14 protein-coding genes are annotated in these 12756 nt (G+C 45.2%); all 14 read right to left on the bottom strand.

Annotated features, from left to right (window positions below):
- Positions 1-40 precede the first annotated feature (40 nt).
- Complete coding sequence (locus ACKU35_RS16075; protein WP_319760779.1) at positions 41-1072, bottom strand: AAA family ATPase; 1032 nt, start codon at positions 1070-1072, stop codon at positions 41-43.
- A gap of 281 nt (positions 1073-1353) precedes the next feature.
- Positions 1354-2145 carry a hypothetical protein gene (locus tag ACKU35_RS16070; protein WP_319760777.1) on the bottom strand — a complete coding sequence of 264 codons (792 nt, stop codon included), beginning with the start codon at positions 2143-2145 and terminating at the stop codon, positions 1354-1356.
- Entirely contained in the window at positions 2138-2281 is a 144-nt protein-coding gene (locus tag ACKU35_RS16065) for a hypothetical protein (RefSeq protein WP_319760775.1), read from the bottom strand. The genes ACKU35_RS16070 and ACKU35_RS16065 overlap by 8 nt, the downstream gene beginning before the upstream one ends.
- 3 nt (positions 2282-2284) lie before the next feature.
- The gene (locus ACKU35_RS16060; RefSeq protein WP_319760773.1) at positions 2285-3400 is read right to left on the bottom strand and encodes a phage antirepressor N-terminal domain-containing protein; all 1116 of its coding nucleotides are present in this window, start codon (positions 3398-3400) and stop codon (positions 2285-2287) included.
- A 164-nt stretch (positions 3401-3564) separates the two neighbouring features.
- A complete protein-coding gene (locus ACKU35_RS16055; protein ID WP_319760771.1) occupies positions 3565-3789 on the bottom strand; it encodes a hypothetical protein in 225 nt (74 codons plus the stop codon).
- Positions 3790-3801: 12 nt separating this feature from the next.
- Entirely contained in the window at positions 3802-4068 is a 267-nt protein-coding gene (locus tag ACKU35_RS16050) for a hypothetical protein (protein ID WP_319760769.1), read from the bottom strand.
- Positions 4069-4079: 11 nt separating this feature from the next.
- Positions 4080-4499 (bottom strand): DNA polymerase, encoded by a 420-nt coding sequence (locus ACKU35_RS16045; protein WP_319760767.1) that lies wholly within the window; start codon positions 4497-4499, stop codon positions 4080-4082.
- A 367-nt stretch (positions 4500-4866) separates the two neighbouring features.
- Positions 4867-5610, bottom strand: a complete 744-nt coding sequence (locus ACKU35_RS16040) for a SprT family zinc-dependent metalloprotease (protein WP_319760765.1) — start codon at positions 5608-5610, stop codon at positions 4867-4869.
- Positions 5597-8887, bottom strand: coding sequence for a type I restriction endonuclease subunit R (locus ACKU35_RS16035; RefSeq protein WP_319760763.1), 3291 nt, complete (start codon positions 8885-8887; stop codon positions 5597-5599). The genes ACKU35_RS16040 and ACKU35_RS16035 overlap by 14 nt, the downstream gene beginning before the upstream one ends.
- 134 nt (positions 8888-9021) lie before the next feature.
- Positions 9022-9483, bottom strand: a complete 462-nt coding sequence (locus ACKU35_RS16030; RefSeq protein ID WP_319760761.1) for a hypothetical protein — start codon at positions 9481-9483, stop codon at positions 9022-9024.
- On the bottom strand, positions 9484-10185 hold the full coding sequence (locus tag ACKU35_RS16025; protein WP_319760759.1) for a DUF3800 domain-containing protein: 702 nt from the start codon (positions 10183-10185) through the stop codon (positions 9484-9486).
- A gap of 5 nt (positions 10186-10190) precedes the next feature.
- Positions 10191-11444, bottom strand: a complete 1254-nt coding sequence (locus tag ACKU35_RS16020) for a restriction endonuclease subunit S (RefSeq protein ID WP_319760757.1) — start codon at positions 11442-11444, stop codon at positions 10191-10193.
- A gap of 29 nt (positions 11445-11473) precedes the next feature.
- On the bottom strand, positions 11474-12505 hold the full coding sequence (locus ACKU35_RS16015) for a virulence RhuM family protein (protein ID WP_319760756.1): 1032 nt from the start codon (positions 12503-12505) through the stop codon (positions 11474-11476).
- 30 nt (positions 12506-12535) lie between these two features.
- Positions 12536-12739, bottom strand: a complete 204-nt coding sequence (locus ACKU35_RS16010; protein ID WP_319760754.1) for a KTSC domain-containing protein — start codon at positions 12737-12739, stop codon at positions 12536-12538.
- Between the last annotated feature and the right edge of the window lie 17 nt (positions 12740-12756).

The following is a 12756-nucleotide window of genomic DNA, read 5'->3' as shown; positions in this document are numbered from 1 at the left end:
AGATGCGGTCAGCGAGTTACTCTTACTCGCTGAGTCGCAACTACTGTTCTTCATCTTCACCCTGCTTCTGATTGTCTGCTGCCATAGAAAGCAATTCATCCCAGTCTTTTTTACTGATGTAGTCATTAGCAATGGCCCGCTTTTTCAACTTGGACAGTGTCCCTTTATTGCATTTAAACGGCAATGCTTTGCAGAGGGCATCCTGTGTCGGATACTCCAGAGTCTTGAGCATATTGATTATGGTCTGGATCTGGTCGTCCTTGGACTGTTGTGACTTCCAGATAGCGCCAAGTTCTTCGTTTGGCTCCAGCCATACCTCCCGCTCTTGAATAGTCTCGTCTCGCGGACAACGGAACTTATCCCAGCACAATTTGAAGGACGTCCCGTTTGATTGGATCGATTCAACCGCTTTGAGACCGAGGATAACCTCAAAGGTCGTGGCAAGCTTCGAAGAACCACGATAGTTGTTTGCGTTCTTATTTGAATGATGAACGAGAATACAAGCTACCTTTGCCTGTTTAAGTTTCATCAGGAACTGGAGAACCTCGTTGAAGTCTCCTGCGTCGTTCTCGTCTTTGATGGATGCCAGAGTTGAAAGGTTGTCGAGAATAACAAGATCATATTTCTCTGCATCGTACTGATCATCACTGTCACCCATTGTAGCGAAATCCAGCATCCAGTCTCGTCCTTCTTCGAACGCAAGATCGGGGAATTCTGCTTCCGGCAGCTGATATTGCCGAGCAAGGATAGTCATATTCTGGGTTGCGACTTCAATATCAATATCGAGTCCAGACAGGAGTAGAGTGGCTCGGTCAATGATGTCCTGAATATGCATCTCACCATCTACGAATAAGACTTTGCGGGGCTTTGGAGCTTTCCATCCCATAAATTCACCGCCTCCAGCTATGACAAGAGCCAGGGTCAGAGTCAGCATTGATTTACCTACTCCCGGTGAAGCGTAAATCATTGCACTTTCTCCATCCCGGAGCCAAGGTTTTAAAAGGTGTTCTCGTGGCGGGAATTCCATGTTCAGCAGAGTATTCAATGAAGGGGCTCTTAATTCATCGCTCATGGCTACCTCCATCTTTTTGAAGTTTGGTTTGAGGGTCGATTCGTACAGGGCACTTGACGATTGGTTGAGGTCATTCGCATTGAATTTCTCCATGTTTTTTGTGGCGTTAGGCCGTTGAAATAGAAAAAGGGCAGGACGCTTAAGTGCAATCCTGCCCATGCCAAAGGGGGTGTATGTAAACTGAGATTGACCACATTGATTGCGTGGCCTGCTCAGGTTGTAGTCTTTTTGGTATATTCTTATTCAGTGCGTGGTAATTCTTTTTTTTTGATAATGATGTTTTATTTTAGTGGTTTATGTTGATATTTCTTAAAGTCATAATCAGAGGCACGAAGGATTCTCGCCACACGCGCCTGAGTCAGAGCCTCTTCTTCACCGAGCTTGGCTTTCTCGAAGGCAGCAACCACGTCTGCCCACACTTCATCCATAGACGTCTCAAGGACAATCCCGTCGTCAGTCTCAGTGAAATGTTCAGCGAGAAGCTTCTCGGCTTTCTTCGGGCCAACACCGGGACAACCGGGATAACCATCTGTGGTATCTCCGGTCAGTGTCTGGAGGAGGTGCCAGTAATCTGCTTCGTCCTCAGTGATCTCCATGACACCCAGTTCAGGTTTCCCGAAGTTGTAGAAAAGACCGGGGATGGTCTTCATGTCCTTATCCAGTGATACGATGATCTTTTCCTTTGCCTTAAGGATCACCTTGGAGGTAGCCAGTATTCCCTGAATGTCGTCACCTTCAAGCCCAGGACGCCGAAAGGTTTCAAAGGTTTCCATAAGGAACTCTTTGAGAACCGGAAGGATCATTGGCTTGCGCTTCTCCTTCCGGTTACTTTTGTATTTCGGATAGACGTCCTTTCGGAAGTTGTAGTCGTCGTCAGACAGAGCAATGATTACCCTGTCTGACTTAAGGGTTTCCTGGAGTTGGAGAACGCGATCCTCCAGAGCAACTTCGGCTGGCCCTTGTTCTGCATGAAGGGTCCAGAAGCCGTCACCCCAGTTGATCGGTTTCTCCTCTCTGGATGCTATCTGGTAGGCAAGGATGTCACCGTCGATGATTGCGACACGGTTATCCATTACGCTTACCTCGCCATTTTTTAAGTTCCTTGTAGAGACAGGCAGTGAGTATGCCCACTCCCACTAAGCCTGATATGGCAAGGGCTGTGAGCCATCCTGCAAAGAACCACGCTATGAGTTCGAGTAGAGTTTCCATGAGCTACCCCTTGAAGTTACGGTAAGCGTTCTCGCAACCATTCTTCATGGACAGACGCCCAGCACGGTACAGTTCGACGATCTTCTGTTTGCCCTTATCGAGCGCGTAGATTTCAGTGCGGTTGTACCGGGGATCAAACTTCTCAACGAACGCCTTATCGCGGTACTGGGAGTAAACACGGTAAACGCCACCTCTTTTATAAAGGTATCCAGCGTCCAGAAGGTCACTCTTGATCTTCATGGTGTTTACACCACGGAGTTTCCGAACGACGACCTGGAGAGGAGACAGTTTCTTTGCGAAGGTTGCGTCGTAGACTTTTGCTTTCGGAGCAAGCTTCTTGTTCTTAGCTTCGAGAGCCTGACGCTTTTCCACTTGGTCAGCCCATGCTCGTGCTGCGGCTACCGGATCGTTGAAGTCGGGGAGGTCGAGAGCGGCCTGTACCATTTTGTTCTTCTTGAACCCCTGACGGAACCAGAGGTCGAGAACGTGGAACGCTTCGGCACGGAACATATTCAGCTTGTGCTGTACTTCGGGACGTACCTTCTTGATGGTGAACAGCCAGCCACTAGCAAACTCGATGGGGAGCATTGTTGTTTTGCGTGTGGTTTTATTCCCTGTGTCAGCACGGTTCACTTCCGTTACCATTTCGGTAACAGAACTTCCGAGGACCGGATCAGACTTGATCTTGGTGAACTGACGAGGCCATGCAATACCCAACGCTTCACACAAATGCCTCGGAGAGAAATACGCTTTACCGTCCTCAGTCACCGCTGCAAGGACTGTTGCGCCACACACTTCAACTTCCTCATGGCGAACCGGAGTCAGTGCTGCGGGTTTCACATCTTCTTCAATGTCGAGGTAATCCATGAACTCTTCCTTACCGGAATCCATCAGCATCTTACGGACAGTCTGTTCATCGTAGAAGAAGAGAACATTACCATTGCTCTCACCAGAGTGAGTAGCGTGTGCAGGTTCTTCAAACACATTGTTGATGTCCTCACAGAGATAGAGCTTTCCATGTTCTTTACTGGAGAGACCACGGATGATTGCCCAGTTGTCGATTTCGTACTGTACGGACTCACAAGCGTTGATGTTGATTTTAGAAATGTTGGTGCTCATAATTTTTCTCCTTTCTTTTTCTTTTGAAATTCTGTTGGTGGTTGATTGGTTGACCAAAAGAAAAGAGGCAGACCACTTGGAGTGATCCACCTCTTTCTCATTGCCTATCTTTCGTCAGCCGTCGGGCTGGTTACATAGTGCGCCCCAATTCTAAGACGCTGATTTTAATACAGAAGCTGCTCGAACTTTTCTTTCATTCTTGCTGCTTGCAGATACTGACCGTTGAGCTTGTCGCTCTTATCTTGAAGCTCAATGATCTGACGTTCGACTTCATCAGCTTCCTCATTGAGTTTCTCTGCGGCTGCGTCGAGTTGATCTATGGTTTTCTCAACGAAGGCAGTAGCTTCTGTCAGGAGTTCTTCTCCGGTTTTCTTCTTAAGTTTAAGCATGACGTTCACTCCTTACCATCCGATAGGGTCTTCGTAGTTTACTGGTGTGGTTTCCTGGAGGCCGCTTTCGAAAATGATTTTGCGAAGCTTGCGTCTCAAAGGATATGAATGATTTTTCGGGAGAGAGAACTCACGTCCATCCATAAGCTGCACGTCGATAACGTCACGCGCTTCGAGCCTGTGATAGAGGTCGAGAAGCTCCTCTTCGTTCTTGATTTCAACGGTAAGGGTGACGGGTCTGAATTTCTTTTCTTCGATATATTTGTATGATGCTTCCATCTTTGTTTCTCCTAATGGGTTTCTGCCCAGTTCCTGCCGACTTGATATTCGCCGTCGAGAGGACACCGGAAGTTAAACGACTGACCAGCCTTGACGATTGCATTGACAGCCAGAGGCCCGATCTCGTCAGCAAGGTCTTCCTTCACAATCAACTGGTATTCGTCATGGACATGAGCGGCTTGCCATAGGTCCACTTCGGTAGGCTCGTGTGCCGGAAACTTAGGCATCACAAGGTCTCCACGCTCATGTAGGTCACGCCACAGGATTACCGTGGCTTCCTTCATGATGAGCGCACCAGCCGACTGGAGGAGTGTATTGAGTGCAGAGTGTTCAGAGCGTACATGAAGACGTCTGCCGTCGAGTCCACGGAGATACCCTCGTTTCTTTGCGGCTGCCTTTACGTCTTCCACGAGACGCTTAAGGGCTGGCATAGAGCCTGACCGTGTACTTGCTTACCAGTGCGTCTTAATTTGGGATTGATGGCTTGCTTATTAAGTGCGCCCTAATTAAATTTTGGATTTCACTTATTAAATGCTCTGTAATTTTCCGTGTTCTTACTTTGTAGTGAGGGTTAAATGTAATATGCTGATATGATTTAATTTAATTTTATGTTTCGGGCTCTGCTCAGATATTTAGAGTATTGCTATATATTACAGATTTTTATCTTTTTTTGTGGTGTGATTTATGAGGTGAGAGCGGGATGGACAAAGGGGGATCTGCTGATTTGATGGGCATAAAAAAGGCTGGCTAAGGACAATTCCTCAACCAGCCTGTTATGGTAAATACAACTATTTATTTTTATTCATTTAGTAACATTTCAGACATACCATCCAGCTTTGCTTTGACTGATTTCCATTCAGGTATGCGCTCTGTAAGAAGGCGATAGAATCTGGGACTGTGGTTGTGCTCCTGAAGGTGGCACAATTCATGAGTAAGAACATAATCAATGCATTCTCTTGGAGCTTTGACAAGATGCGGATTTAGAGAAAGCGTACCTTTGGGAGAGCAGCTTCCCCATTGTTTTTTCATTGTCAGCAGTCGCCATTGCGGGACATCACTTTGCCAGGGAGTTTTTGAAACTATATCGAGTAAACGCTTTTCAAAATAAGCTTTAGCTCGATCCTTATACCAGCGTTGCAGGAGTTTCTTTACTCGTTCTGGAGAAGCATTTTCTGTCGTAACTTGTAATTGTCCTCTATAAAGGCGCACTTGGGATTTTTGTTCTTGATTTTTAATTACCTTAAGTTGATGTCTGCGGCCTTGGTAGAAGTAGCTTTCTCCACTGATATATTCCCTTGGAAGAACATTTGCTCGTATTTCACGGTTTCGGATGAGATGTTCCATTACCCATCTTGCCCGTTTTTGGACTGCTTCCTTGATCTGTGTAATTTCAGCGTTTAATGGAGCATCAACTTGAACAGATCCATCTGGGTGAACGTGGATCGCTACTTTAGTTTTTTTGCCGGGCACGTGGCAAACTTGGTAACGTATCTTTTCGTCACCATATGTAAGTGTTTGCATAATCGTTCTATTTTTTCCCATGAGTCAGACGCACTCTGGTTATCTGTATAATGTGTTCAATGACGTCTTTGGCTTTATCAAGTCCGATGATTTTGAAAAGGCGCGGTAGCAGTCCTTTATGTATTGTTGATTCCATTGCCTGCGGACTCAGAGAGTGTTCTACTACAGCGGTTCCTACAATGGAGTCGATGGCAATCGCTTCATCAATGAGTTGCTTTTCTTCTTCCGGCTTGATGGCTTTGAAATGGTCTTCACCTAAAACAAGTCTGAAAGTACCGTAGTATGCTTTTGCTGTTTCACTTTCATTGAGTTCCTTAGGAATTCCCGCCATTGCTCGGCTATTTAGCTGTTCTTCGAAATCTTTGAATAGGGTGTATTGCTTAAAGGGATGCTCGAACATTTTCTCGGCCTGTGAGATTGCGTCCTTCAGAAGTTCTGAAAAGACTTTCTGGGCGTAAGGATCGTTATTCAGTTCCTGTTCGATTGTCTTTCTTACTCTGGTTCGGATGATATCTGTTTCGTTGCGGGTCTTTTCCTTAGTCCACTCCGAAGGATCTTCCGTTCCTAATTCATTGATGAGGACAATTCCTTCCGGTTCAGCTATCGATTCACCAACAACATGTTTATCAACGAGCCGTCTTATCTGCTCTTCGTATGCACTGTAGTCAACTGTTTCTTGTGCATCCTGCCGGGCAATTTTGCGAAGATTGGTGAAGAATTTGAGGTCACTTTTGTATCTGGCGATATCCTTTTCGCTGAAACTGCCGTCTTCAAAGAAAGAACGCGACGACAGTGCTATTTTGAGGCAAAGTCCAAATTGCGTTAGAGCCTGATAGAAATCTTCTCGCACCTTCTGACGAAGATCCAAGCTGCTGCCATCTTCGTCCTCAGTATATTGAGGCATGAGCACCTGACGGTATTGCTCAAGATCTTTCCTGTTTTCAACTTCGCTGAATATTCTCCAAAGTCTTTTATGAAGGTCAGGGAGCTTTTTGTATTCCGTATCCACCTGATGATACAAGCCTTCGATATCGTCCATATCAAAGCCGCTTTGTGTTCGTTCCTGAAGGTCCTGATACTGTTTCAAGGTAGTATCCAGTTCTTTCAGTATTCCACGGTAATCAATTAACAGACCGTAATCTTTGGCTTCATGCAGTCTGTTAACTCGGGCGATAGCCTGTAGCAGGTTATGCTCTTTCAATGGCTTATCAATATAAAGAACGGTGTTTCTTGGCTCATCAAATCCTGTGAGGAGTTTGTCCACCACGATAAGGATATCCACTCCATCATCAGTTCCAAAACTTTCAATTACATCTCGTTCATATTGTTCAGCATTTGCGCTGTTGCCGACAGCCTTCTTAAACCATTTCTGTACTTCTGGAAGGGCCGATTCATCAACAGAGGAGTGTCCTTCCCGTGTATCCGGTGGGGATATTATCACCGCGCTTGTGACCAGTCCTGTCTCATCCAGATATTTTTTATAACGGATTGCTGAAAGCTTGGAGTCTGTAGCCAACTGTCCTTTGAGGCCCATGCCTAGCGATTTGATATTATCCGCGAAATGCGTTGCTATATCCCACGCAATAAGTTCAATACGGTTCTCGGAACCATACACAGCTCCTTTATTGGCGAATTTCTTTTTGAGGTCAGTCTTCTGTTTATCTTTTAGGCGAAGTGTAATTCTGTCGAACCATTTGTCGATGGCTTTTTCGTTCACATCCAGTTCCGGGCGGCGTTCCTCATAGAGCAGGGGAGTCACTGTTCCGTCTTCAACTGCACGCTGCATTGTGTAAGCATGAATGATAGGACCGAATTTATTCTGCGTCTTGTCTTTTTTGAGCAGGGGCGTTCCGGTGAAAGCTATGTATGATGCGTTTGGCAGAGCCTTGCGCATACGTTCATGGGTTTCCCCTCCGTGGCTACGGTGTCCTTCATCTACCAGAACGATAATTTTATCACTTGGGTTATAGCACTCCGGCAATTTTGAAGCGGTATTGAATTTATCAATGATTGAAAATATGATGCGGTCATCACCTTTACCAATGCGCTGGGCAAGATCCCGTCCAGAACGAACCTTTGCCCGTTCGCCTTCTTTTTTGGTCGCAACCGCTGAGCCGAAGGCACCTCCGGTCAGAAATACTCTGGAAAGCTGTTTTTCAAGGTCCAGACGATCTGTAACGATGAAAATACGGCAGTCTCTGAGCTCAGGATCAAGAAGCAATGCCTTGCTTAGGAAGACCATAGTAAAAGACTTGCCGGAACCTGTGGTGTGCCAGATGACACCGCCCTCACGACTTCCGTTCTTGTCTGTTTTCTTTACGCGATCAAGCATGGCTTTGATTCCGAAGGCCTGCTGATAACGGGCAACAATTTTGCCGACTCGTTTATCGAAAATAATGTAATATTGAATCATCTTGAGCAGGCGTTCTTTACTCAGCAGACTGATGAGCAGTTTATCCTGCTGCGTAGGGAGCACATCTTTCGACCAGAGTGATTCAAAATAGCTTCTCATGCCTTTAGGCCGATTTAGAAATATGGAGTCTTTGGCTGTTGTGGATAATGGTGTGTTCTTTATTGTGTGGAAGGTTGATTCATCGAGGATTTCTTCGCGCCATGTGGCCCAGAATTTTTTATCTGTCTTTGTGGTTCCGTAGCGGCCATCTGTATTGCTGATTGCCATGAGTATCTGGGCGTAGCAGAATAGCTGAGGAATCTCATCGTTCTTCTGGTTGCGGATTGACTGACTTATACCCTCATCCAGCATGGATTTATTCGGATTACCGGATTCTGGGCGTTTAGCCTCAATGACCACAAAGGGAATACCGTTAACAAAGCACACTATATCAGGGATGCGTCTATGCGTGCCAGCCGAGGAAAGCACGTCCATTTCTTCGGTGACGTGGAACAGGTTGTTTTCAGGATTTTCCCAATCGATTATGGGGATGGTCGGCTGAACGGGCTTGCCGTCTATGAATTCTTTTACAGTTATGCCAAGGGTGAGCTTGTCGTAAATGCGTTCATTCGCTGTGAGTAAACCTTCATGCAGTCCCGGTGAAGATAGGTCGCGCACAATGTGCTCAATGGCATTGGGAGAAAGAGCGTGCTCTTTGCCGTCCCATTCAAAGCGCCGTGCCTGGAGAGAACGGATCAGTTCGTCCTTTAGCAGAACTTCGCGGTTAGAGCCTCTTTTTTCAATGCATTGAGAAGGGGAGATATATGTCCAGCCGAGGTTTGCAAGGACCTGTAGGGCCGGGATTTTTGCGCTGTATTCTTCTTTGGTTTCCGGTGTCTGGTTCATTTTAGTTCATATTCCCCTTGACCTTGGTCATAGCCATAGTTATTTAATAGTTGAATTCAATGCCAATCGGCACTGAATCTATCGAGGTCTCGGACGCTGAACCCGCGTGGCAAATCAGCGTCCTTTCTTTTTGCTCAAACTCCAAGTGCAGCTCTGCATGTTTGTTCATCCCAAGCAGGTGAACGGCAAATTTTCTCGATGCTGTTGTCGGCCTTGTAGCATGTGATAAATTCTGCTTTCAGAGAGCCGTCACGTTTTGCTTTAATCCTGATTACAACAACAAAATCTTGAATCACGACAGCAACACGCCGTGTTGGATCATACTGCCTTTTCTTACCATCCCAGCCCTGATATCTATTGGCCGTGCTATCTTTCAAGGCCGTTTCGATCCAGTCCATTCTTTGGGCCCGAGCAGATGAAAACGCGTTTTTATTCCCATCCCTGCGAGTGCATTCGAAAAAGGCGTGTGAAAATTTAGTCTTAGAGAAATATACTGGAATCCCATCAAAGGTGATTAATGGTCCAGCACAATACTTTTCTTCGAAATGTGCTTTATATTCGGCCTCCGAAGCCAAATGGAGCAGGGCAGGAGGCACTTACCATCCTCCTTGAAGATTTATTTTGAAGATATTAAATTTAATGGCATCGCGATAAGTGGGGGCAAGTTTATAGATTCCCAACCTGTTCTCGATGCGTTGGACGAGCATACTTTTGGCAGAGCCTTCTGTGAGAGTCTCGTTTATACGGCTGCTTGCCGCACCTAGTAGAAGATCGCAGAGTTGTATCAGAACCACCTGTTTTGAAGGCAATGCCTGAATTGATTGGATCTGCGAAAGGTGGTTTGAGTTACAAAGACAGCGATGCAATACGCTTAATCTTGTCTTATCTCTGCTTGTCTTTGTGTCGCAGAAAATTTTATATGTGTTGTGGTCTGCTACCCAGTGATGAATAAGTTGATAGTAAAACTTGTAAAAACCAAGCTCGTTGTCACCATTATTTATTGCACCATCATAAACTTCTCTGTCGATAGCGATGCAGCGGAACCTCATACTCTCCTGATATGAAAAGAAGAGATCAATCAGGTCGAGGTAAAAATCAATCTTGGAAGGTGAAACCTTGGTCCACTTGATTTCGCCCCACGCCTGATGCCTTTCCCTTAGATTGGAGACGCTCTCTTTCACATGAGAGCGTAATCCGCTCGGAATCCACAGACCTCCAATCATCATATACCGAGCCTTTGGGCTGGTACTGGTAAAGAGGTCCGGGAAGTTTTCGTCACAATAGACTTCAAAATCCATACGATTTACTCCGTGATTTTTACCCGGCGTTTACCTGTTAGGAGTTGTTGCATGAGGGCTTGTTTTTGTTGTTTAAGGTTGTCTAAATGGTTTGATAGTGCTTTAGTCCTTGTCTCTGCCCGTATGATCATTTTAGAAATAGCTTTTTGCTCTGCAATTGATGGGCGTGGAACTTTAATTTTTCCAAATTCTTTCCATCTCAAACTTCCACGCCTATCTACTGATGCATTAGTTTGTGCTGCAAATATTTGACGATAATGTTCAGTTTTTAATAAAAGGTAGATGTAGTCACGCGATAAATTTTCAGTAGGTTTAAAAACTGTGTATATTGGGCTTACAAGTCCTTTTTCATATAGGTTTTGTAGTCCAATTGATCCCTCTTCAATGTGATTTGAAGGGAAACCAAGTTCTCCTCGTGATATTAACTTATATGTTGAAAGATTGTCGCTGTAGACTTTTTTCTTGAAGTACTTGAGCGAGTCGACAAAGCCTTCATGCTTTGAGCATGAAAGCACTGGAAGATTTTCATTTTTTATGTTTTTCATGCCAGTTTCTTTGGCAAGTCTATTCAATTCTACAAAATCCCAATCTGTTGGAATGAGACCGTATTTGGTTTGGCAATAATCATAGGTTGATGAGAACCCCGGCAACCGTTTTTTCCCGGTAAGTAGTTGCTGCATAAGAGCCTTTTTCTGCTGCTTGCTGTTTTCTATCAGTTTATCCACTTTCTCAATCGCTTTGTCCCATGTGGACAGGATGCGGGCGATTTTCTTTTGTTCGGGGAGAGGGGGGATACCGATCATTATTCCCTTTACTTGAGCTGCTGACAGATTCGCTTGCTTGGTTCCACCTGGAAAAGAATATAACTTGGACAAAACCACTTGAGATTTTAACAAATGCAACAAGAAAGCCTTATCAGTTGCATCTTTAGGAATTAGTTTCATTACTCGTTGGTTTAAAAGGCAACTTGGGGATTCATTCGGAATTTGTATAGTGAATCCATAGTCCTGTTTTCCAATCGTTCCTGTGAGCGACATAATCAAGTCACCAGACTTCAATATGAACCTTTCGTATTCGTCCAGAAAGGTATCGGGAAGAAATACTGGGTTGCGAGAAAGATCAAAATTGTTTTGGTAGAGATTCCCCATTCTGATCAAGGGAACTCCTTGCTCAACAAAGTCCGTGCTTTTGAAGGCAAAACCCATTTGCGTTTCTGCAAGATCTCCGAGATTTCCAAGAGTCCACCCATCAGGCACCATAACCAATCTCCTTTAGATAACCTTCCATCTTACCGCCCCTTCTTACCGCTTAACTGCTTAACCTGCTTATCGAAGTCCGACTCAATCTTCTGCGTGCGATTAAATTTTTCGTATTCGGCGTACGCCTTGGCTTCAGCCTGCTTGCGGGAAACAGAACCGTACCCCTCAAGAACACGGTATTCATTGAATTCCAGAAAACGATTCACACTGTCTGCAAATGACTCCATTGTGAAGCTTGAGCGGTTCTCGATGATGTTTTCAATGTAATCAAAGAAAGATGAAACAGTTCGCTCCAAGCGTTTTATCTCTTTCTCATTCAGGTAGTTCTTGCCAATTACTACATCGGATTTAAGCACTCTGTCGTTAGGAGCGTTCTTGTAGGTGGTCAATCCCATCTGCGGCTTGCTTGCATCAGCTCGCTGGTGAATGATTTCCGCAGAGGTCTGTCCTGTGATCGCAACGTGGAATTTATCCTGAACGTGAGCGTAGAACCTGCGTGTGGTTTCAGACTGTGGATCGTAGTCGATACTGCATTCAGCGAAAATATCCGTAATCTGCTGATAAATACGGCGTTCACTGGCCCGTATGGAGCGGACACGTTCCAGTAGTTCGTGAAAGAAATCCTTGCCGAAGTTCTGCCCGTTCTTTAATCGCTCATCATCCATCACAAAGCCCTTGATGATGAATTCCTTAAGCCTCTGGGTTGCCCAGATTCGGAACTGGGTGGCACGGGAAGAGTTCACCCGGTATCCTACGGATATGATGGCATCGAGGTTGTAATATTCGATGTCTCTCGATACCTTGCGTTTTCCTTCCTGCTGAACCGTTGCAATTTTTACAACAGTTGCTTCTCTCTCCAATTCTCCTGAATCATAGATGTTTTTCAGGTGGCGGCTAATGCCAGATTTATCCACGCCGAAAAGTACTGCTATCCTTGTCAGCGGTAGCCAGATAGTTTCACCATGAAAAAAACATTCTACCTTAACCTTACCGCTCGGAGCGGTATAAAGCAGAAATTCAGATTCATGGATCGTGGAAGGAAAATTTGTCTCATCAACCATTATTGTCCTCAGTGGTAATATCTTTGATCGTTAGCATTGATAACGATCTTTTATATTCTGATGGTAAAAGCTTCCTTTAGATGAAGCATTAAGAAAGCTTTGGAACACCTGTAGCGGGACACCGCAGAATGTGTAAGCCCTGCCGGAAGAGGTGAAGACAATTTCCATCTGCATGGAATTTTTGTCATATCCTATGCTGCTGATTGCCCGTGATGAAACTGTATGCCGTATCATGTCTCCTCCTTGTTCAG

The sequence above is a fragment of the Maridesulfovibrio sp. genome, assembly GCF_963676065.1.
Lineage (GTDB): Bacteria > Desulfobacterota > Desulfovibrionia > Desulfovibrionales > Desulfovibrionaceae > Maridesulfovibrio.
Note: the sequence above shows the minus strand (reverse complement) of the source record. Positions and strands in the feature narration are given on the sequence as shown.